Source organism: Methylobacterium sp. AC315, from assembly GCF_979253755.1.
On the sequence record NZ_CEEDEA010000003.1, the window covers coordinates 432947 to 452795 of the forward strand.

Annotated in this window: 23 protein-coding genes; 8 read left to right on the forward strand and 15 right to left on the reverse strand. The window is 68.8% G+C overall.

Going from position 1 to position 19849, the window contains the following annotated elements; all coding sequences use genetic code 11:
• Nucleotides 1-43 precede the first annotated feature (43 nt).
• From rlmH to AC0IY0_RS07315, 11 genes are all read right to left on the reverse strand, one after another.
• Nucleotides 44-538 (reverse strand): 23S rRNA (pseudouridine(1915)-N(3))-methyltransferase RlmH, encoded by a 495-nt coding sequence (gene rlmH, locus AC0IY0_RS07265; RefSeq protein ID WP_471763403.1) that lies wholly within the window; start codon nt 536-538, stop codon nt 44-46.
• Between the two features lie 222 nt (nt 539-760).
• Nucleotides 761-1111 (reverse strand): ribosome silencing factor, encoded by a 351-nt coding sequence (gene rsfS, locus AC0IY0_RS07270; RefSeq protein WP_147908236.1) that lies wholly within the window; start codon nt 1109-1111, stop codon nt 761-763.
• Between the two features lie 96 nt (nt 1112-1207).
• Nucleotides 1208-1882 (reverse strand): nicotinate-nucleotide adenylyltransferase, encoded by a 675-nt coding sequence (locus AC0IY0_RS07275; RefSeq protein ID WP_471763404.1) that lies wholly within the window; start codon nt 1880-1882, stop codon nt 1208-1210.
• A 34-nt stretch (nt 1883-1916) separates the two neighbouring features.
• On the reverse strand, nt 1917-3215 hold the full coding sequence (locus AC0IY0_RS07280) for a glutamate-5-semialdehyde dehydrogenase (RefSeq protein ID WP_471763406.1): 1299 nt from the start codon (nt 3213-3215) through the stop codon (nt 1917-1919).
• Nucleotides 3216-3377: 162 nt separating this feature from the next.
• A complete protein-coding gene (gene proB, locus AC0IY0_RS07285) occupies nt 3378-4493 on the reverse strand; it encodes a glutamate 5-kinase (protein WP_471763407.1) in 1116 nt (371 codons plus the stop codon).
• A 343-nt stretch (nt 4494-4836) separates the two neighbouring features.
• Nucleotides 4837-5871 (reverse strand): GTPase ObgE, encoded by a 1035-nt coding sequence (obgE, locus tag AC0IY0_RS07290; RefSeq protein WP_471763409.1) that lies wholly within the window; start codon nt 5869-5871, stop codon nt 4837-4839.
• A 121-nt stretch (nt 5872-5992) separates the two neighbouring features.
• Nucleotides 5993-6598, reverse strand: a complete 606-nt coding sequence (locus AC0IY0_RS07295; protein WP_471763411.1) for a GNAT family N-acetyltransferase — start codon at nt 6596-6598, stop codon at nt 5993-5995.
• 185 nt (nt 6599-6783) lie between these two features.
• Nucleotides 6784-7050 (reverse strand): 50S ribosomal protein L27, encoded by a 267-nt coding sequence (gene rpmA / locus AC0IY0_RS07300; protein ID WP_147908232.1) that lies wholly within the window; start codon nt 7048-7050, stop codon nt 6784-6786.
• 64 nt (nt 7051-7114) lie between these two features.
• Nucleotides 7115-7429 carry a 50S ribosomal protein L21 gene (gene rplU, locus AC0IY0_RS07305; RefSeq protein WP_147854182.1) on the reverse strand — a complete coding sequence of 105 codons (315 nt, stop codon included), beginning with the start codon at nt 7427-7429 and terminating at the stop codon, nt 7115-7117.
• 177 nt (nt 7430-7606) lie between these two features.
• Nucleotides 7607-7978, reverse strand: a complete 372-nt coding sequence (locus tag AC0IY0_RS07310; protein WP_147939236.1) for a hypothetical protein — start codon at nt 7976-7978, stop codon at nt 7607-7609.
• 213 nt (nt 7979-8191) lie between these two features.
• A complete protein-coding gene (locus tag AC0IY0_RS07315; RefSeq protein ID WP_471763413.1) occupies nt 8192-8812 on the reverse strand; it encodes a YceI family protein in 621 nt (206 codons plus the stop codon).
• A gap of 154 nt (nt 8813-8966) precedes the next feature.
• Between AC0IY0_RS07315 and ruvA the strand changes: the two genes are divergently transcribed.
• From ruvA to AC0IY0_RS07350, 7 genes are all read left to right on the forward strand, one after another.
• Nucleotides 8967-9584, forward strand: a complete 618-nt coding sequence (gene ruvA / locus AC0IY0_RS07320; RefSeq protein ID WP_147908229.1) for a Holliday junction branch migration protein RuvA — start codon at nt 8967-8969, stop codon at nt 9582-9584.
• A 227-nt stretch (nt 9585-9811) separates the two neighbouring features.
• Entirely contained in the window at nt 9812-10084 is a 273-nt protein-coding gene (locus AC0IY0_RS07325) for a (2Fe-2S)-binding protein (protein ID WP_147908228.1), read from the forward strand.
• Between the two features lie 43 nt (nt 10085-10127).
• Complete coding sequence (gene bfr, locus AC0IY0_RS07330) at nt 10128-10625, forward strand: bacterioferritin (protein ID WP_147908227.1); 498 nt, start codon at nt 10128-10130, stop codon at nt 10623-10625.
• 139 nt (nt 10626-10764) lie between these two features.
• The gene (dapB, locus tag AC0IY0_RS07335; RefSeq protein WP_471763415.1) at nt 10765-11562 is read left to right on the forward strand and encodes a 4-hydroxy-tetrahydrodipicolinate reductase; all 798 of its coding nucleotides are present in this window, start codon (nt 10765-10767) and stop codon (nt 11560-11562) included.
• Nucleotides 11563-11586: 24 nt separating this feature from the next.
• A complete protein-coding gene (locus AC0IY0_RS07340) occupies nt 11587-12225 on the forward strand; it encodes a 2,3-bisphosphoglycerate-dependent phosphoglycerate mutase (protein ID WP_471763417.1) in 639 nt (212 codons plus the stop codon).
• Complete coding sequence (locus AC0IY0_RS07345) at nt 12226-12870, forward strand: alpha-ketoglutarate-dependent dioxygenase AlkB (RefSeq protein WP_471763419.1); 645 nt, start codon at nt 12226-12228, stop codon at nt 12868-12870.
• A gap of 123 nt (nt 12871-12993) precedes the next feature.
• Nucleotides 12994-13962, forward strand: coding sequence for a hypothetical protein (locus tag AC0IY0_RS07350; RefSeq protein ID WP_147908223.1), 969 nt, complete (start codon nt 12994-12996; stop codon nt 13960-13962).
• Nucleotides 13963-14226: 264 nt separating this feature from the next.
• On the opposite strand, the gene AC0IY0_RS07355 is transcribed toward AC0IY0_RS07350, so the two are convergent.
• Both AC0IY0_RS07355 and AC0IY0_RS07360 read right to left on the reverse strand, forming a co-directional pair.
• A complete protein-coding gene (locus AC0IY0_RS07355) occupies nt 14227-14649 on the reverse strand; it encodes a hypothetical protein (protein ID WP_147939229.1) in 423 nt (140 codons plus the stop codon).
• Between the two features lie 136 nt (nt 14650-14785).
• Complete coding sequence (locus AC0IY0_RS07360; protein ID WP_471763421.1) at nt 14786-15616, reverse strand: hypothetical protein; 831 nt, start codon at nt 15614-15616, stop codon at nt 14786-14788.
• 344 nt (nt 15617-15960) lie between these two features.
• Here AC0IY0_RS07360 and AC0IY0_RS07365 point away from each other — a divergent pair, with 344 nt between their 5' ends.
• A complete protein-coding gene (locus tag AC0IY0_RS07365; RefSeq protein ID WP_147908221.1) occupies nt 15961-17001 on the forward strand; it encodes an aspartate-semialdehyde dehydrogenase in 1041 nt (346 codons plus the stop codon).
• Nucleotides 17002-17077: 76 nt separating this feature from the next.
• On the opposite strand, the gene AC0IY0_RS07370 is transcribed toward AC0IY0_RS07365, so the two are convergent.
• Nucleotides 17078-17800 (reverse strand): ABC transporter ATP-binding protein, encoded by a 723-nt coding sequence (locus tag AC0IY0_RS07370; protein WP_050732417.1) that lies wholly within the window; start codon nt 17798-17800, stop codon nt 17078-17080.
• Entirely contained in the window at nt 17793-19847 is a 2055-nt protein-coding gene (locus AC0IY0_RS07375; RefSeq protein ID WP_147908220.1) for a branched-chain amino acid ABC transporter ATP-binding protein/permease, read from the reverse strand. Before AC0IY0_RS07375 ends, AC0IY0_RS07370 begins: the two co-directional genes overlap by 8 nt.
• Nucleotides 19848-19849: the final 2 nt, after the last annotated feature.

Genomic DNA, 19849 nt, shown 5'->3' on the forward strand with positions numbered 1-19849 from the left:
GGAGGACACCGCTCTTGGCACCATCATCGATCCGCACGGCGCCCTAGCCCGGCTCGCCGCGGTGATACGGGTGACCCGCCAGAATGGTCAGGCTGCGATAGATCTGTTCCAGGGCGAGCACGCGCACGAGTCCGTGGGGCAGTGTGGCGGCCCCGAAGGACAGGATCAGCTCCGCCTTCGTCCGAATTGAGGCATCGAGGCCGTCCGGCCCGCCGATCGCCACCATCAGGGCCGGCCGGGCGGCGTCGCGCCATCCGGCGATCCGCTCGGCCAGGGCTTCGCTGGCGACGTCCGAGCGGCCGCGCTCGTCGTAGGCCACCAGCACTCCGCCGGGCGGCAGGTGGGCGAGCAGGGCGGACGCCTCCTCGGCGCAGCGGTCCGGGGCCCGGCGGGCCCGGGATTCCACGATCTCGACGCCGTCGCAGGCGGGGAAGCCGAGGCCGCGGCCGAGCTGGGCGGCACGGTCGCGATACCGGGACGCGAGCTCTCGCTCCTGTCCGGCCTTCAGACGGCCGATCGCTGCCAGGACGAGGCGCACGGGGCGGGATCTCTTGATGTGTCGGCTGTCGAGGCGATGTTGGCCCGATGACACCTCGTTCCGGGGCTCGCCGCGGGCGAGAGCGCGGAATTGAGAATCACCAAACCAATGGGGCCATGCGGGACGATCGCGTCCGGCTCCTCGGCGGCTCCGGCTTCCGCGCTTTGCTGCGCGGTCCCGGAATGACGGAGACGGTTTTGACGAGCGTCAGCCCCCCTGAAATTAATCCGCTGCCAGACCCAGCGGGCGGTCGGCGCCCCACATCTTCTCCAGATTGTAGAAGCCGCGCACCTCGGGACGGAAGATGTGCACGAGCACGTCGCCGGCGTCGATCAGCACCCAGTCGCAGGCCGGCATGCCCTCGACCCGGGCGTTGCCGTAGCCGCGATTCTTCATTTCCTGGATGAACTTGTCGGCAATCGAGCCGACATGGCGCTGCGACCGGCCGGACGCGATGATCATCGTGTCGGCGAGAGAGGTCTTTCCCGCCAGGTCGATCGCGATGGTCTCCTCGGCCTTCATCTCGTCGAGGCACGAGAGGGCGAGCGCCTTCAGGTCGTCCGAGCGCGCCATCCCAGGCTCTTCCGGAACGGGGGCATTGGTGCGGATGGTCTCCGTGCGAATAGTCTCGGGCAGCGTCCTGATTCCTCGTGTTGCCGCGCAGCCCTCTCAGGGCACGCGAACCGGTATGAAATTGGCGGTAACGTGCGGCGATTGCAACTGCGTCGCGTACGGAGGTCCCCGAGTCCCCCCGCGGCCATTGCGGATCTCGGTCGACGACAGGGGCGATCGGGGTCCGTGGAGGAACGTCCAGGCCGGCGGCGGGCGCACCGGCAGGGTGTGCGCCGCCGCCTCCGGCACCCGGGCCTGCGCCAGCCGATGGGCCGCCCGGGCGCTCAGAGGCGTCATGGTGTAGCCCGGCCGGTCGATGATCGCGATGGGGACGAGCCGCGCGATCTCCGCAAAGCCCTTCCAGCGGTGGAAGGTGGCGAGCGAATCCGCGCCCATGATCCAGACGAAATGCACACCGCGGCAGCGCCGGGTCAGGTGGCGCAGGGTCTGGACCGTGAATCGTACGCCGAGGGCCGCCTCGATCCCGGTCACCGCGATGCGCGGGTGCCGGGCGATATCGTGGGCCTGCGCGCAGCGTGCCTCCACGGATGGCAGGGCGATCCGGCTCTTGAGCGGGTTGCCCGGGCTGACCAACCACCAGACCCGGTCCAGCCCGAGGCGCCGCAACGCCGTCACGGTGACGTGGCGGTGTCCGTTATGGGCGGGATTGAAGGATCCGCCGTAGAGGCCGATCCGCATACCGGGCGCGCTCGGCGGCAGGGTCAGCCGCACGCCGGGTCTTCTGGGGCGAACGCCTCGAACGGGATCACGGGCGGATCTGGCCGCTGCCGTGGACCCGGTACTTGAACGTGGTCAGCTGCTCCACGCCCACCGGGCCGCGGGCATGCATCCGACCGGTGGCGATGCCAATCTCGGACCCGAAGCCGAATTCGCCGCCGTCGGCGAACTGGGTCGAAGCGTTGTGGGTGACGATCGCCGAATCGACCTCCGCCAAAAAGCGCGTGGCCTCGGCGCGGTCACCTGTGATGATCGCGTCGGTGTGATGCGAGCCGTAGGTCTCGATATGCTCGATCGCCGCGTCGATCCCATCGACCACGCGGGCCGCGATGATCGCGTCGAGATACTCGGTGTGCCAGTCATCCTCCGAGACCGCCGTCACCCGGGAATCCGCCGTTTGAACCTCGGCATCCCCGCGCACCGCGCAACCGACATCGAGCAGGGTGCGGATGAGGGGCGCGAGGTGGGTCGCCGCACAGGCCCGATCGACCAGCAGCGTTTCAGCCGCGCCGCAGACGCTGGTCCGGCGCATCTTGCTGTTGAGCACCACGGCCAGTGCCATGTCGAGATCCGCCCCGGCCGCGACGTAGACGTGGTTGACGCCGTCGAGATGCGCGAAGACCGGCACCCGCGCCTCGGCCTGGACGCGCTCCACGAGACCGCGCCCGCCCCGGGGCACGATCACGTCGATGCAGCCGTCGAGGCCGCCGAGCATCAGCCCGACTGCGGCGCGGTCCCGGGTCGGGACCAGCTGGATCGCGTCGGCCGGCAGGCCGGCCTCGGCCAAGCCTTCGCTCATCGCCTTGGCGATGGCCATGGCGCTGCGATGGCTGTCGGAGCCGGCGCGCAGGATCGCGGCGTTGCCGGCCTTGAGGCAGAGCGCGCCGGCATCCGCGGTGACGTTGGGGCGGCTCTCGAAGATCACGCCGATCACGCCGAGCGGCACCGCGATGCGCTCGATCAGCAGGCCGTTCGGCCGCTCGATCGCGGCGAGCTGGCGCCCGACCGGATCGGCCAGGGAGCCGACCTTGTCGACGGAATCCGCGATCGCCGCGACGCGGGCGGCATCGAGGGCGAGCCGGTCGATCAGGGCCGGGCTCTGGCCGACCTGGCGGGCGGCGGCGACATCGCGGGCGTTCTCCCGCAGGATCTCCGCGGCGTTGGCCCGCAGGCGCTCGGCGATCAGCCGGAGGGCTCTGTCCTTGGTCTGGGCCGAGGCGAGAGCCATGCGCCGGCCGGCGACGCGCGCCCGCCGACCGATCGCCGCCATCTGCTCCGGCAGCGCCTCGGCCTCGGCGAAATCCGATCTCAGGTTCAGGACGGGCACGCTGGCGTCCTCAGTGTTCGAGGGCCGCGAAAACCGGCCCGACAGGGGGAGAGGGTCGTATTTGCACATCGGGCGATGGGCCTACAAGTGTGTCGGCACGGCAATCGTGACAGGGTTCACACCATCGACCGCACGCGAATAATTGATCTGAGTCAGTTCAATTCAAAACAGAGCCAGATCATCGCGGTGCACCATCCAGGCGCGGCCGGGATAGTTGAGCAAATCCGGTATGTGCGCACTCGGATGGCCGATGATCAGCGCCGCCTCGGTGCTGTCGTAGGCCACGAGGCCGCGGCCCAGAACGCGCCCGTCCGGATCCCGGATCAGCACCGCGTCGCCCCGGGAGAAACTGCCCTCGATCGCCCGGACGCCCACCGGCAGCAGGCTGGCCCCGCCGAGCAGCGCCTTGGCGGCCCCGGCATCGATGGTCAGCGTCCCGCGCGGCTCCAGAGAGCCGGCGATCCACGTCTTGCGTGCCGCGGTCGGGGTGGAGCCGGATAGGAACCACGTGCAACGCGCGCCCTCCCGCACCGCCTTCAGGGGGTTCTTGCCCCGTCCGTCCGCGATGACCAGGTGGGTGCCCCCTGAGGCCGCGATCTTGGCCGCCTCGACCTTCGTGCGCATGCCGCCCCGGGACAGCTCCGAGGCCGGGCCGCCGGCCATCGCCTCGATCTCCGGGGTGATGCGCTCGACCACGGGCAGGTGCCGCGCATCGGGATCCGACAGGGGTGGCGCGGTGTAGAGGCCGTCGATGTCCGAGAACAGGACCAGCACGTCGGCGTCGATCATCGTGGCGACCCGGGCGGCCAGCCGGTCGTTGTCGCCGTAGCGGATCTCGGAGGTCGCCACCGTGTCGTTCTCGTTGACCACCGGGACGGCGCGCATCTCCAGGAGCTTCAGTACGGTGGCCCGGGCGTTGAGGTAGCGGCGTCGCTCCTCGGTGTCCTGCGGGGTCACCAGGATCTGGCCCGCCACGATGCCGTGATGCCCGAGCGCCTCGGCCCAGTGCCTGGCTAGGGTGATCTGCCCCACGGAGGCTGCGCCCTGGCTCTCCTCCAGCCGCAGGATCCCCGGCGGCAGGCCCAGCACCGTCCGACCGAGCGCAATGCTGCCCGAGGAGACGACCAGCACGTCGACGCCGCGCGCATGCAACTCCGCGATGTCCTCGGCCAGAGCCGCCAACCAGGCATGGCGCAGCCGGCCAGCATTGCGATCGACCAGCAGGGCCGACCCGACCTTGATGACGACGCGGCGGAATTCTTCGAGGGCCGGGATCATAATTCTTCGCGGAGACGAGGCACGGGATGCGGTTTGGACGATGTTTTTGCGAATGAACAGCGGCCGGGACGCGACCGCGAGTATGTCACGACCGCTGGCCGATCCGGCATGCCCAGCTTGCGCGCTACGCTGGACTGCGCCTCATCGAACGTTGAGACGGCGGCCAGGCAGCGCGTCGATCACGGGCCTATCGAACGGCGTTCCGTGCCGATCGGCAAGCGTAGGCAAAGATCAGGGATTCGCGCATCCGCCCGGTCCGAGTCGGCCCTGGGGGGCTAACCGAGCCGCTCCCCGTCGTCGAAGGTGCCGGTACGCCACGAACGCGCGCGTGCCGCCCCGTCACTCACGGCTCCCAAGCGACGACGGGCCGGGCATTCGCCTCCTCAGCCATGCGCGCATCGATCTCGGTCTGGATTGCCCGCAGCGCCTCCGGGACGCCCTTGCGGCTGGCCGACGAGAGGACCAGCGGCGCCCGGCCGGCAGCACGCTTCAGCTTGGCGACCTGACGCTTGAGCGTCTCCGCATCGAGGGCGTCGGCCTTCGAAAGCGCCACGATCTCGGGCTTGTCGGCCAGGCCATTGCCATAGGCCTCGATCTCGCCGCGGACCAGCTTGTAGGTCTTGCCGGCATGCTCGGTGGTGCCGTCGACCAGGTGCAGGAGCACGCGACAGCGCTCGACATGGGCGAGGAACTTGTCGCCGAGCCCGACGCCTTCGTGGGCGCCCTCGATCAGGCCCGGAATGTCGGCGAGCACGAATTCGCGGTTGTCCGAGCGGACGACGCCCAGGCCCGGATGCAGCGTGGTGAACGGATAATCGGCGATCTTCGGCTTGGCCGCGGTGACGCTCGCCAGGAAGGTCGACTTGCCGGCGTTGGGCAGGCCGACGAGGCCGGCATCGGCGATCAGCTTGAGCCGCAGCCAGATCCACATCTCCTGGCCCTCAAGACCCGGATTGGCGTGCTTGGGCGCGCGGTTCGTGGAGGTGGTGAAGTAGGCGTTGCCGAAGCCACCGTTCCCGCCCTTTGCGAGCCGGATCTTCTGGCCGACCTCGGTGAGGTCCGCGATCAGGATCTCGCCGTCCTCGGCGAAGATCTGCGTGCCGGCCGGGACCTTCAGAACCACATCGGAGCCATTGGCGCCGTGGCAGTTCGAGCCCATGCCGTGCTCGCCCTTCTTGGCCTTGAAGTGCTGCTGGTAGCGGTAGTCGATCAGGGTGTTGAGCCCCTCGACGCACTCGACCCAGACGTCGCCGCCCCGGCCGCCGTCGCCGCCGTTCGGACCGCCGAACTCGATGAACTTCTCCCGCCGGAACGAGACGCAGCCGGGACCGCCGTCACCGGAGCGGACATAAACCTTGGCTTCGTCGAGGAATTTCACGGTGTATCTCGTCGCTGGCTAGCCTCGGCAACCCGGGAGTCGTCGCGGCATAGAGTGGGTGCGTCGGACTGTTCGACGCCGCGCCCGGCCCCTCCATTCGGGGAGGCCGGAACGCTGTGATTCAGGACGCCGCTGCGAGTTCCGCTGGGGAATCGGAAGCATCCACATGGGCCACCCAGTCGTTGCGGTCGAGGCCGAACAGGTCGACCTCCCGGTCGCCGCCACGGGCCGGGCAGGCGCGCGGGCCACGCCCGGTCACCCGGAAACCGACCTTCTCCAAGACACGCCGGGAGGCCGGGTTCGCCGGCAGCGCCGAAGCTTCGATCCGGCCCCCGCCCGCATAGGCGAAATAGGCATGGACCAGGGCCCGCGCGGCCTCGCCCATCAGGCCGTTGCCCCACCAGGGCCGGCCGAGCCAATAGCCCAGATGCGCCGGCGTACCACCACCCGAGATCCCGACCAGGCCGATCAGCTTGGCCGGGGCCGACCGCTCGGTCAGCGCCATCGTCAGGCCGCGGCCGGCCGTGTTGGCGACCCGCGTCTCGAGCAGGAACGCATCGACGGCGTGCCGGTCGAGCGGATGCGGGATCCGGGCGGTCATCTCGGCCACGGAGCGGTCGCCCGCCAGCGTCAGGACCGCGTCCCTGTCCTTGGCGGTCGGCCAGCGCAGCCAGAGCCTGCGCGTCTCGATCCGGAAAACGTCGTCGCGGGTGAGATCGGGGAACATCGTGCCCTCGCAGGGCGGCGTTCCCGGTTCCGGGGCACCGCCTCAAGACGACGAAGGGGAGGATGGTGCCCCATCCTCCCCGGTGTTCCGTCCGATCCGTCCCGTCAGGGGCTCGGCATCGACGTCTCCGGTCCGGTGTGGGACACCGGGCGGGACGCCAGCTTCGCCGCTCGGGCGCCCGCCTGTTATTCCGCGGCCTGGGCCAGCGGGGTTACGGCTACGAACTCGCGCCCGCGGCGCGTCTCGAAGCGGACATGGCCCGGGACCAGCGCGAACAGCGTGTGGTCCTTGCCCATGCCGACATTGCTGCCGGGATGCCATTTCGTGCCGCGCTGGCGCACGATGATGTTGCCCGGAATCACGGCTTCCGAGCCGAACTTCTTGACGCCGAGACGACGGCCGGCCGAGTCGCGGCCGTTGCGGGACGAGCCGCCTGCTTTCTTGTGTGCCATGGGATCTGCTCCGAATGCGTGTGGGTCGCGCGGATCGCGGGCCTCGCCGGAGGCCCGCGCTCGATCACGCGGAGATGGCGGTGATACGCACCACGGTGTGGTGCTGGCGGTGACCGCGCTTGCGGCGCGAGTTCTGGCGGCGGCGCTTCTTGAAGGCGATGACCTTCTTGTCGCGACCGTGGCTCACGATCTCGCCCGTGACGCTGATGCCCGACAGGGTCGGCGCACCGACTTGCGTCGCGCCCGCACCGTCAGCGAACAGGAGGACCTCACCGAAGGTCACGGTTTCACCGGCTTCGCCAGGCAGGGTGGCGATGGTGATGGTGTCGTTGGCGGCGACGCGGTACTGCTTGCCGCCCGTCTTGATGACTGCGAACATCGTTGCTCTCGTGTTCTCGAACGGCCTCCGGGGCGGCTGCCCCTGGACCGGCTTCTTGTTTGAAGTCATTGCACGGGCGGACCCGGACAACGCGAAACGCGCGGACCTCGTCGAGGAGGCCGCGCGCCATGCCGGGTCAGTAGGGGCGGGGTGGCTCCGTGTCAATCCTGGACGGGATCAGCGGATCAGTGCGCCGGTCGCGAGAATGCCCTTGGCGACGCTGCCCTGGGGGCCGAACGCGGCCAGCGCCTGCGTGCACCACGCCTCTCGCCCGTCCGCGGCGAGTTGCTGCCGGACCTGCGTGGCCCGGGTCCGCAGCTTCTCCTGCAGGATGGCTTCCTGCGCCGCGGCGACCTTGGTCGCGAGCCGCAGGGTCGTGAGCTGCCCGGCCTTCACCTGGATGCCCGGACAGGCCTGCTCGGCGATAATGGTCGTAGCCGCCGCCTCGGCATAATTGTCGAGGGGGGTGGACGCAGGAGGCACCGCCGGCGCTTGCGCCCGGGCCGGACCCGCCAGCACCAGAACCGAAATCAGCCAAGCTCCGCGCAACGCTCAGATCTCCATGGCAGCGATCGGCGCGCCGTCCGCGACAGGCCCGGACGCATCCGGCGACCTGTCCGCGGCGAGGGCGCGACCTGGGCTGCCTTTAACCGGTGGGGCCGCCTGCGCCAACGTCGAGCCGGTCCGATCGCGCCGACGCGCCGGGCCGACGTTGCTTTCCGTGTCTCCGATCCTTCCTGCGGCCACGATCCTTCCCGCAGGTCATTGAGCCGCCTTGAACTCACCCTCGATGCGCAGCGAAACCTCGTCGCCGAGGGCCGGCAGGTAGGCGTTCACGCCGAAATCCGAGCGCTTCACCATCGCGCGTCCGTCGAAGCCGACGGTGTAGCGCTTGTCCACCGGGTGGATGCCCGCCTGATTGAACGTGGCGTCGATCGCCAGCGGCCGGGTGACGCCGCGCAGGGTCAGGTCACCGGTGATCCGCGCGGTGGTCGGGCTCGTCGGCTCCACGGTGGTGGCCGTGAAGGTGGCACTCGGGAACTTGGTCGTGTCGAAGAAATCGGCTGCCGCCAAATTTTCGTTCAGGCGAGTGCTGCCCGTGCTGACCCCGCTTAGCGGCACGCTGACCTCCAGGCGGCTCTTGTCGGGTGCCTTCGGGTCGAGCGTGAGTGTGCCGGTCAGGCCGGTGAACTGGCCGTAATAGGTCGAGTAGCCGAGATGGCTCACCGACCATGTGACCTTGCCGTGATCCGGATCCAGGACGTAGGCGCCCGGCCGGACCTGGGTCGGGTCCTTGCTCGGCGTCTTGGCGGCCGGATCGTCTTCGGCCCGGGCGGGGCCGAGGCACAGAAGACCGATCAGGGCGAGAATGGGCGCGCGCATGGTCGTTTCCCCGCTCGTCCGGCCGGATCTCGGTCGTCCTCAAGCCTGGCCGTCACGGCGCCCCTGATTCCACGAAGTGCCCACGGGCTCAAGCGCGTCTGGCGGACGCGCCCCGGCTTCTATAGGCATCGCGACGGCAGCGGACGGGCGTAGAATGATCGGCAAGCTCAGGGGCGTGGTGGATTCGTTCGGCGAGGATTTCGTCATCCTCGACGTCTCCGGCGTCGGCTACATCGCGCATTGCTCGGCGCGGACGCTCCAGCGCATGCCGAAGGTCGGCGAGCCGGCGGACCTGTCGATCGAAACGTATGTCCGCGAGGACATGATCCGGCTCTACGGATTCCGCTCGGATGCCGAGCGGGAGTGGTTCCGGCTGCTTCAGACCGTCCAAGGCGTCGGCTCCCGGGTCGCCCTGGCGATCCTCTCTGTCCTGGAACCCGATGCCCTGGCGAACGCCATCGCCACAGGCGACAAGGGCACGATCAGCCGAGCGCCCGGAGTCGGGCCGCGGCTCGCCGCCCGTCTGACCGCCGAATTGAAGGATAAGGCGCCCACCTTCGCGCCGATCGACCCCGCCCTGGTCGCCCTGACCGGCGCGGTCGAGGACGGCGCCGCGCCCAGACCGGTGGCCGACGCGATCTCGGCGCTGGTCAATCTCGGCTATCCACAGGTGCAGGCGGCCTCGGCCATCGCGTCGGTCCTGAAGGGGGCCGGGGAGGGCGCCGAGGCGAAGGTTTTGATTCGGCTCGGGCTGCGCGAACTCGCGCGCTGACGCCGGCCGGTTCGGGCCGCCGGCTGGTCGATCGGACGGGGACGATTCGCTCGAAGCGCTGAGAGTTGCACCGTCTTGACCGAGGCCGCCTTGGGTGCCATCTCCCTCGGCGACCAGTAAACTATTGAAAAAGCTTCTACTTTTCAGTCGTTCTAATCTGGTAGGTCCGAAACGCCTTGTCCGACACGGTCGGGTCAGGCCCGAGGAAGACGGGTTCTGCAGCGCGCATGATCGTCTGTTCTTGCAACGTCCTGTCCGATGGCGCCGTTCGCAGCTGCCTGTCACCCGGCCCAGGTTGTCCCCGCACCCCGGCGCAGGTCTACGCCTGCCTCGGCTGCAGCCCGAAATGCGGGCGCTGCGCCCGGACCATTCGGGAGATCATGCGCAGCGCGCTGGGAGAAGCGGCAGCCGATCAGGGCAGCCATGAATGCTCGACGACTTGCGCTAACGCTTGCAGTTTGGTCTTATTCCAAACTGCGGAGGACGGAATCACGGCGTAACGCCTAAGCCCCCCGCCAAAAGAGCTGTAAGGAGTACGGGGGCATGAAGGGCGACACCAAGGTCATCGAGTACCTGAATCGCGGCCTGAAGAGCGAGCTGACTGCGGTCAGCCAGTACTGGCTGCATTTCCGGATGCTCAATGACTGGGGCTATATCGATCTGGCCAAGTTCTGGCGCAAGGAATCGATCGAGGAGATGAACCACGCCGACCGGTTCGTAGACCGGATCCTGTTCCTCGACGGATTCCCGAACCTGCAGGAGCTGGAGCCGCTCCGCATCGGCCAGACCGTGCAGGAGATCATTGAGTGCGACCTGGCTGCCGAGAACGGCGCCCGCAGCCTCTATCTCGAGGCCGCGCAGTACTGCGAATCGATCAACGAGCGCGTCTCGAAGAACCTGTTCGAGGATCTGGCCACGGACGAGGAAGGCCATATCGACTTCCTCGAGACCCAACTCGAGCTGATCAAGCAGATCGGCCTGCCGCTCTACGCCCAGAAGCATATTGGCGGCCTTGAGGCGATCGCCCCCGAGAAGGCCTGAGCCGGCCCGGGTTCCCAGGTCGCGCTCCTCGAAGCGGCGACGCGGGAACCCGACGGCCCTTCGCCGAGGTCGGGCCCATTGATGGGGCGCCCGGCATCGGCCAGGGTCGTCCGAGACGGAACGACGATAGGAACGACAGATGCGGCTCGTGGTGGTCGGCGCAGACGGGCGCATGGGGCGGATGCTGATCCGCGCGGTGTACGAGGCCGAGGGGTGTACCCTGGTGGCGGCGATCGAGCGCGCGGGTTCGTCGGTCCTCGGGCAGGATGCCGGGGTGCTCGCCGGCCTCCCGCCCCTCGACGTGCCGGTGACCGACGACCCGTTGACCGCGTTCGCAACCGCCGACGGCGTGCTGGACTTCACGGCCCCGGCTGCCACCGTGCAGTTCGCCGAACTGGCCGCCCAGGCGCGCATCGTCCACGTGATCGGGACGACCGGCCTGTCCGACGACGACCTCGGGAAGCTGCAGGCTGCCGCCTACCATGCCCGCTTCGTGCGCTCCGGCAACATGTCGCTCGGCATCAACCTGATGGCCGAACTGGTCCGCAGGGTCGCCAAGACTCTGGGCGACGAGTTCGATATCGAGATCACCGAGATGCACCATCGGATGAAGGTGGATGCGCCCTCCGGCACGGCTTTGCTCCTGGGTGAGGCTGCCGCCGAGGGGCGGGGCGTCGAGCTCAAGGACGTGCGGGTCTCGACCCGGGACGGGCATACGGGCGCCCGCAGGCCGGGCGATATCGGCTTCGCCACGTTGCGGGGCGGATCCGTGGTCGGCGACCACAGCGTAATCTTCGCCGGGGCCGGCGAGAGCCTGACCATCAGCCACCACGCCGCCGACCGCGGGTTGTTCGCCGCCGGCGCCGTGAAGGCCGCCCTCTGGGCGCATCCGAAGCCGCCGGGGCTCTACTCGATGGCGGACGTGCTCGGGCTTTAGACCATCAGGGAATACGACCGTCCGATGGAGCGCCTGCTCGTCCTCGCTCGCCACGGCCAGAGCGAATGGAACCTCAAGAACCTGTTCACCGGTTGGCGCGATCCCGGGCTGACCGAGCGCGGCGTCGCCGAGGCGCAGGCCGCGGGAGGGGCGCTCCGGCGCGCAGGCTACGGATTCGATGTCGCCTTCACCTCCGGACTCGTCCGGGCACAGCGCACCTGCGCACTGATGCTGGAGGCGATGGGTGTTTCGGACATCGAAATCGTACGCGCGCAAGCGCTGAACGAGCGTGATTACGGGGACCTGGCCGGCCTCAACAAGGACGATGCCATCGCCAAGTGGGGTGAGGCGCAGGTCCACCTCTGGCGGCGCTCCTACGATGTTCGGCCGCCCGGGGGCGAGAGTCTCAAGGATACCGCGGCCCGGGTGCTGCCCTACTACATCGAGACGATCCTGCCGCGGGTGATGGCCGGCCAGCGGGTCCTGGTCGCAGCCCACGGCAATTCCCTGCGGTCTCTGGTGATGGTCCTCGACCATCTGGGGCCGGACACCATCGCCAGCCTGGAGATCAGGACCGGCGAGCCGCTGATCTACCAGCTCGGCGCCGACACCACGGTGGCCTCCAAGGAGACCTTGACCCGCGACGTCGCGGCGGGTGGCTGATTGGCGACCGAACTCGCGCCCGGGCTGATCCTTCACGCGGGCTTGCTGGACCCGGCGGCCCGCACGCGCCTCGCCGCCGAGGTCGATGCCGTCCTGTCAGCTGCGCCGCCCATCACCCCGTCGATGCCGCGGACCGGGAAACCGTTCTCCGTCCGGATGTCCAATGCCGGCCCGCTCGGCTGGGTGTCCGACCGGCTGGGCTACCGGTACCAGCCGACCCATCCCGGAACCGGCGCGCTTTGGCCGGCGATCCCGCCGACCGCCCTGGCCGCCTGGGAGGCGCTCTCCGGCTTCCCGGCGCTGCCGGAAGCCTGCCTGATCAATCTCTACGGACCGGGCGCTCGCATGGGCCTGCACCAGGACCGCGACGAGGCCGACTTCTCCGCCCCGGTTCTGTCCCTGTCCCTGGGGGCGGAGGCCCTGTTCCGTTACGGCGGTCTCCGGCGCTCGGACCCGACACGCTCGGTGCGCCTGCGTCCCGGCGACGCCCTGGTCATCGGCGGCGCCTCGCGCCTGATCCACCACGGAATCGACCGGCTCTACCCTGACGACGGCCTGCTCGCCGAGAACCCGCTGCCGCGCTTCCTGCCGGCCGGCGGCCGCTGCAACCTGACGCTGCGCCGGGTCAGCACGCCGACGGCGTGACGGCGCGGCAGCGGATCTCCCGATCTCCTGATCCCGCAGGCGCTTGACACTGGCTGCCCGCCGTCGGACCCATCGCACAAGGCGAGCCCATGTGGGCTTTGGCTTGAGGAGAACCGGTTTCCGATGCTGGTGGGTAACCTGACGCTGCGTCTCGGACGGGTTCTGTCCCTGGCCGTCCTGCTGGCCGGATACGGCTCCGTGACGCAGGCTGCCGAACCGGTCTTCCCGCCGGGCTCCCGTTTCGGCTTCGAGCCGCCGGCCGACATGTCGCTGTCGCGGCGCTTCTCCGGCTTCGAGCGCAAGGAGGGCGGCGCTACCGTGTCGGTGGTGGAACTGCCGCCGAACGCCTTCGCGGAACTCGTGAGCGGCTTCACCGACGCGAACCTACTCAGCCAGGGTTTCGCGGTGGAGAAGCGCGAAGAGGTCAAGATCGGCGACAACGAAGGCATGCTCTACACCGGCGAGCAGCCCGCCGACCCGAACGCCACCGCGCCCGCGATCCGCAAGTGGATCCTCGTGGTCGGTACGCCCTCCGTGACCGGCCTGATCATCGCGCAGGCGCTTCCGGATGCGGAAACCGAAGAGACGATGCGCAAGCTGGTGACCGGCGTCACCCTGCGCCCGGCCCTGACCCTGACCCAGCAGGTCGACGCGCTGCCCTTCCGCATCGGTGACATGGCCGGGTTCCGACCGGTGCGCGTGATGGCGGGCAATTCGGTCCTGCTCACCGCGGGTCCGAAGGACCAGATGCAGAACCTCGAACAGCCGATCCTGGTCTTAGCCCAGGCAGTCCAGCAGCCGCCCACCGCCGAGCAGCGCGACGCCTTCGCCAGGGCGGCCCTGGCCTCGAACCAAACCATGAAGGACTTCGTGATCGAGCGCGCACAGAGCTACCGTTCGAATGGGGTCGACTGGCACGAGATCGTGGCCCGGGCCGTCGACATGCCCACCAACGTGCCTGTGGTCGTTTCGCAGACGATCCGCTTCAATCCGGACGGCTATTTGCGTGCCTTGGGCGTGGTCCGGGAGGATCAGCGGACCGGCGTGCTCGCCAAGTTCCGCTCCGTCGTCGACAGCGTGCAGTTGAAGTAATCCGCGCTGTCCCCTCGGCGTTTTGCGTTCGGGGTGGACAGTGTCGGGAATACGCCGCGCTCGCCCACCCTGGTGTTCGAACCCCGCGTACTACGGTCAGCACGTCACGTGTCTCGACGGACGGCTTCGGAGGTCGTGCGGCTGCACGGACGATGCCGTCGAAGCCGGTGTCGGGGCATGCCTGACCGCAGGGATAGGCGACCCACAAAAGAAAACGCGGACCCGAAGGCCCGCGCTTCAAATATTCCGAAAATGACGCTTGGCTTAGTAGGGGCGGCCGTACAGCGGCGAAGTCGGGTCCAGACGGTCGACGAACGAAAGGTCGACGTTGCGGATGGCCGAGGAGCGCGCGCCGATGAACGGGCCGTTGGTGATCGGATCCGGCAGGATACCACGGCCGAAGCGATCATTCGGGCCGAAGGCCGGGTTCAGCTGGTTCGAGGCGGCGATCAGGTAGGGGTTGAGGGCCGGGTTGCGCGAACCGCCGGCGCCCGGAACGTTCGAGGTCAGAGGCACGTTGCCGGCGTCGAGCCAGCTGCGCGGGCGAACGCGGATCGGAAGCGGACGGCTGACGCTGTAGACGCGACCCGGACCGAAACCCTCCTGGGCCTGGGCGGGCGCAGACGCCAGGGCGCCGAAGCCGGTGGCGGCGATGACGCCGAGAAGAGCGATCTTAAGCGAGCGCATGGCCAACCTTGTCTGTGAGTGCCACCAGTATGGCGACCGAAGCTTAACAGTTCGCCGCCTTTGATAGAACGACGCTTGAGTGGGGCTGTGGTTCCGCCAAAATGGCCGAGCTTCTTCGATTTGCCGTATTATGGCCTCATTTTTTCGTGTGCGACCGCCGATGGCCGAGCGAACCGGTCGGATCGGAGGCGTCGGCCATCGTCGCCACGCTGCAGCCGCGGTCGGGGCGCGGCGCCATGAAAGCCGCGGTCGCATCGGGATCCGCCGGATCGTCGAGGCTGAGCGCGTCGATCATGCAGCCTAGGGCGCGTGTTTCGGGGGGATGACCGAGCGGTGCACAGAGCCAGCCGTCGAGACGGAACGCCCGGTCGCGCGTGACGAAGCCGGTGCAGGTCCGGCGTGTCGGCCCTCCGAGCGTCACCTCCAGCGTTTCCACCACACCGAACTTGGTGACGATTCGGCCGCCCGGGCCGGTCCGGACCACCGCCAGCGCCGGCCCGTCGGTGGCCGGGCCGCCCGCGGCACGCCGGGCCATCAGGATGAACAGACCCGTTGCCGCCCGGGCGGCGGCGCCGCGGATCAGCGTAACCCGGAGCGCCGGGGCTTCGAGGGCTTCGAACGCGCCGCGCGTCAGCGCATCCTCGCGAAGGCCGGTTGAGGGGTCGATCCGGCCGGGGGTGATCCGGACCGGATCGATCCCGGGTTCCGCAAGCCCGAAACGGGCGGGCGCCGCCACGGTGGGAACCTTCGCGGCGGGGGTCGACGGCACGAAGGGTGCTTCGGGCCGGACCGCGACCACGGCGTCCGGAGACACGGGTGTTGCCGGCCGCGCATAGAGGTAGAGTGTAGCGATCATTGCCGAGGCCACGACAAGGCGCAGGCCCAAACCGGCCAGCGAGAGCTTGCGGCGGCCTTCGGGCGCTTCGGGCGAGCGCTCCCTATCTCGGCTCGGATCGTCGGCGTGCATGATGCCCCGTGCGGACGGCCGCAGGATCTTGGCCGGAAGTCTCGGCCGGAAGTCTCGGCCGCCCCCGATCATCGCTGCACGAGGTTGATCACCACCCTCCAAGCGGGTGTCATGCCCGGCATTCCCGCCACAGGGTGAATCGATCCTTGCACCGCGGTCGCTAGTCTTGACAGCCCCGCTCCATCGGCGCCTTGCTCGACGCGGCCGCGAACACCCACCTCGTGGGTGTTCGCGGCCGTGCCCGTTCGGCGGGTGCCCCTTCGGCGCGAACGATCCTTCGGCCGATTTTGCTGGCAGGAGCGCGGCACCCGGATCGGCCGGGGCTTTCCGCGCGGAGACGAGAGATGGGTTACAAGGTCGCCATCGTAGGCGCCACGGGCAACGTGGGCCGTGAGATGCTGGATATCCTGGCCGAGCGGGCCTTCCCCGCCGACGAGGTCGTGGCGCTGGCCTCGCGCCGCAGCCAGGGTCAGGAAGTCTCCTTCGGCGACAAAACGCTCAAGGTCAAAGCCCTCGACACCTACGATTTCTCCGACACGGACATCTGCCTGATGTCGGCGGGCGGCGAGACCTCCAAGGAGTGGTCGCCCCGCATCGGCCAGCAGGGCTGCGTGGTGATCGATAACTCGTCGGCGTTCCGCTACGACGCGGATGTGCCGCTGATCGTGCCGGAGGTGAATGCCGACGCGGTCGTGGGCTTCACCAAGCGCAACATCATCGCCAACCCGAACTGCTCGACCGCCCAGCTGGTCGTCGCCCTCAAGCCCCTGCACGAGGCTGCCACGATCAAGCGGGTGGTGGTCTCGACCTATCAGTCGGTTTCGGGCGCCGGCAAGGAGGCGATGGACGAGCTGTTCAACCAGACCCGCGCCGTGTTCACCGCCGGCGACATCAAGGAAGGCGGCAAGTTCACCAAGCGGATCGCCTTCAACGTCATCCCCCACATCGACGTGTTCATGGAGGATGGCTACACGAAGGAAGAGTGGAAGATGGTCGCCGAGACCAAGAAGATGCTCGACCCGAAGATCAAGCTGACGGCGACCGCCGTGCGCGTGCCGGTGTTCATCGGCCATGCCGAGGCGGTGAACGTCGAGTTCGAGCGTCCGCTCTCGGCCGAGCGGGCCACCGAGATCCTGCGCTCCGCCCCCGGTGTGCTTGTGGTCGATAAGCGCGAGAACGGCGGCTACATGACCCCGCACGAGGCGGCCGGCGAGGATGCGACCTACATTTCGCGCATCCGCGAGGACGCGACCATCGAGAACGGCCTGAACTTCTGGTGCGTGTCCGACAACCTGCGCAAGGGTGCCGCCCTCAACACGGTGCAGATCGCCGAGGTTCTGGTGAACCGCAAGCTCCTCACTCGGGCCAAGCCCAAGTCGATGTAAGCCGGCCCGACAAGCCAGCCGGACGGCCGTGATCGGAAACGATCACGGCCGTCGTCGTTTCAGGTGGCTGTCTGGCTCAATGACCGCCGCCGAGATAGGCCGCGCGCACCGCCGGATCGCTCTTGAGCTGCGCGGCCGGCCCCTGGAACCGGATGCGTCCGTTCTCCAGCACGTAGGCGTGGTCGGCGACGCCGAGTGCCGCCATGGCGAACTGTTCGACCAGCAGCATCGTCACACGCTCCTCCTTGAGCTGGCGGATGATGCGGAACACCTCCTCCACCAGCTTGGGCGCCAGCCCCATGGACGGCTCGTCCAGCAGGAGGATCTCCGGGCGCAGCATCAATGCCCGGCCCATGGCCAGCATCTGCTGCTCGCCGCCCGACAGGGTGCCGGCGAGCTGGGTGCGCCGCTCCTTCAAGCGCGGGAACAGGCTGAACGCCCGCTCGCGGTCGGCCGCCACATCGCCCTTCGGACGGGATCCGGTCAGCCGCGGGAAGGCGCCGAGCGTCAGGTTGTCCTCGACCGACAGCGTCGGGAACACCCGGCGGCCCTCCGGCGAATGCGCGAGGCCTTCGCGGGCGACGTCGTGGCTGTCGAGGCCGCCGATCTCGCGACCGTTGAGCCGGATGGTGCCGGCACGCGGCCGTATCATGCCCGAGAGCGCCCGCATGGTGGTGGTCTTGCCGGCGCCGTTGGAGCCGATCAGCGTCACCACCTGGCCCTTCGGCACCTGGAAGGTGAGGCCGTGCAGGACCTCGATCTGGCCATAGCCGGCGTGAAGATCGGAGACCTCAAGCATGGGCGTGCTCCGGGCTGCTGCCGCCCATGTCGTCGGGGGCGCCGAGATAGGCCTCGATCACCTTGGGATCCTGCTGCACTTCGCGCGCACCGCCCTCGGCGATCTTGTGGCCGAAATCCAGGACGCTGACCCGGTCGCACAGGCCCATGACGACATCCATGTGGTGCTCGATCAGGATCACCGTGATGCCGGCGTCGCGGATCTTGCGAATGATCGCCACCAAGTCTGCGATGTCGGGCGCGGTGAGGCCGGCAGCCGGCTCGTCGAGCAGCAGGAGCACGGGGTCTAGGGCCAGCGCGCGGCCGATCTCGAGGAGGCGCTGCTTGCCGTAGGGCAAGTTGCGCGCCTCCTCCTGGGCGAGGGCGCTCAAGCCCATGAAGTCGAGGATCGACATGGCGCGGGCCCGGGCCTCGCGCTCCTCGCGCCGACGGCGGGGCGTGCCGAGGATCGCGTCGAAGATCGTGCCCCGGAAGGTGTGGTGCAGGCCGACCAGCACGTTCTCCAGCGCGGTCATCTCGTGGAAGAGTTGCACGTTCTGGAAGGTGCGGGCGACACCAGACAGGGCGATCTCGGAGGGCGTGCGCCCGTCGATGCGCCGGCCGCCCGCCACCGCCAGCGTCACCGAGCCGGCCGTGGGTTTGTAGATGCCGGTGAGCACGTTCATCATCGTGCTCTTGCCCGAACCGTTCGGCCCGATCAGGCCGTGGATCGTGCCGGGCTTCACGGTGAGGTCGATCCCGGCGAGCGCCTTCAGGCCGCCGAACTGCATCAGGACCTGCTCGACCTTGAGCAGCGCGTCCCCGCCCGCATCGCCGCGCTGGGCGATCAGCGCCGCACCGCTGGCCGCGAGGTCGCGCCCTTCGGCCGTGTGGGCCGGGCGCAGGGCCGGGATCGTCTGGCGCAGGAAGCCGACGATGCCGTCCGGCAGGTAGTAGACCACGAACAGGATCATCAGGCCGAAGACCGTCAGGCGGAAATCGGTTACCGATTGCAGCGCCAGGGTCGCCGGCAGGAACAGCACGCACAGCACCACCGGTACCAGGATGGCGTAGCGGTTCGGCTGCTTGCGGATGAAGGCGAGGGCGCCGACGATGATTGCGGCTGCCGCGATGATCCCGGCCATGATCCGGACCAGCTCGATATCGGCCAGGATGTTGGGCATCATCACGATGATCGCGGAGCCGATCAGCGGGCCCGAGCGTGACTTGCGGCCCCCCATGGTGACGGCCAGCAGGAACAGCACCGTCAGCTCGAACCCGTAGGAGTTCGGCGCGACGTAGCGCTCGGACCAGGCGAACAGCGCTCCGGCGAGGCCGGCCAGCGCTGCCGAGACCACGAAGGCGTAGACCTTGTAGCGGTAGACGCTGACGCCCATGCAGTCGCAGGCGATCGGCGAGTCGCGCAGCGCCTCGAAGGCCCGGCCGAAGGGCGAGCGCACCACCCGGTTCACCACCAGGATCGTGAGCAGCAGCGCGGCGCAGACGAGATAGTAGAATTCGAGCTTCCGGCCGGCCGCCCCCCAGGGGGCCTGCATGCCGATCAGCGAGAAATCGAGCACCCGGGCCGGCGGCAGGGTGATGCCGAGCGGGCCGTTGGTGATTGGCGTCAGCTCGTTGATGAAGATCTGGATGATCGTGCCGAAGGCCAGCGTGACCATCGCGAGATACGGCCCGGTCACCCGCAGCGCCGGAACCGCCAGCAGGACCCCGAAGGCCGCCGTCACGCCGACGCCCGCGACAAGCCCGAGCCAGATGCCGATCTTGAAGTGCAGGAACAGCGTCGCGGCCGCGTAGGCTCCGATACCGAACAGGCCGGCATGGCCGAGCGAGACCTGGCCAGTATAGCCGACCACGATATCGAGGCCGAGGATCAGGATCGCGTAGATCGCGATCACGGTCAGCAGGTGGATGTAATAGGTGCTCGTCACCACCAGCGGGAACGCCACGAGGGCGACGACCAGCAGCACGGCGCCGACGAGGCCGAGGCCGCGGGCGTTCGGGGCCGGCGCGTGACCGGCGGCGGCGGGCGCGAGGGCGGATTGCGCCATGG

What these genes read in the sequence shown, in the direction of transcription:
- rsfS (WP_147908236.1), bottom strand. Translation starts at nt 1,111, where the DNA reads ATGGCGCGCTCGGACGACCTGAAGGCGCTCGCCCTCTCGTGCCTCGAC.
- proB (WP_471763407.1), bottom strand. Translation starts at nt 4,493, where the DNA reads ATGATCCCGGCCCTCGAAGAATTCCGCCGCGTCGTCATCAAGGTCGGG.
- AC0IY0_RS07295 (WP_471763411.1), bottom strand. Translation starts at nt 6,598, where the DNA reads ATGTTCCCCGATCTCACCCGCGACGACGTTTTCCGGATCGAGACGCGC.
- rpmA (WP_147908232.1), bottom strand. Translation starts at nt 7,050, where the DNA reads ATGGCACACAAGAAAGCAGGCGGCTCGTCCCGCAACGGCCGCGACTCG.
- rplU (WP_147854182.1), bottom strand. Translation starts at nt 7,429, where the DNA reads ATGTTCGCAGTCATCAAGACGGGCGGCAAGCAGTACCGCGTCGCCGCC.
- AC0IY0_RS07315 (WP_471763413.1), bottom strand. Translation starts at nt 8,812, where the DNA reads ATGCGCGCGCCCATTCTCGCCCTGATCGGTCTTCTGTGCCTCGGCCCC.
- ruvA (WP_147908229.1), top strand. Translation starts at nt 8,967, where the DNA reads ATGATCGGCAAGCTCAGGGGCGTGGTGGATTCGTTCGGCGAGGATTTC.
- AC0IY0_RS07325 (WP_147908228.1), top strand. Translation starts at nt 9,812, where the DNA reads ATGATCGTCTGTTCTTGCAACGTCCTGTCCGATGGCGCCGTTCGCAGC.
- bfr (WP_147908227.1), top strand. Translation starts at nt 10,128, where the DNA reads ATGAAGGGCGACACCAAGGTCATCGAGTACCTGAATCGCGGCCTGAAG.
- dapB (WP_471763415.1), top strand. Translation starts at nt 10,765, where the DNA reads ATGCGGCTCGTGGTGGTCGGCGCAGACGGGCGCATGGGGCGGATGCTG.
- AC0IY0_RS07340 (WP_471763417.1), top strand. Translation starts at nt 11,587, where the DNA reads ATGGAGCGCCTGCTCGTCCTCGCTCGCCACGGCCAGAGCGAATGGAAC.
- AC0IY0_RS07350 (WP_147908223.1), top strand. Translation starts at nt 12,994, where the DNA reads ATGCTGGTGGGTAACCTGACGCTGCGTCTCGGACGGGTTCTGTCCCTG.
- AC0IY0_RS07355 (WP_147939229.1), bottom strand. Translation starts at nt 14,649, where the DNA reads ATGCGCTCGCTTAAGATCGCTCTTCTCGGCGTCATCGCCGCCACCGGC.
- AC0IY0_RS07360 (WP_471763421.1), bottom strand. Translation starts at nt 15,616, where the DNA reads ATGCACGCCGACGATCCGAGCCGAGATAGGGAGCGCTCGCCCGAAGCG.
- AC0IY0_RS07365 (WP_147908221.1), top strand. Translation starts at nt 15,961, where the DNA reads ATGGGTTACAAGGTCGCCATCGTAGGCGCCACGGGCAACGTGGGCCGT.
- AC0IY0_RS07370 (WP_050732417.1), bottom strand. Translation starts at nt 17,800, where the DNA reads ATGCTTGAGGTCTCCGATCTTCACGCCGGCTATGGCCAGATCGAGGTC.
- AC0IY0_RS07375 (WP_147908220.1), bottom strand. Translation starts at nt 19,847, where the DNA reads ATGGCGCAATCCGCCCTCGCGCCCGCCGCCGCCGGTCACGCGCCGGCC.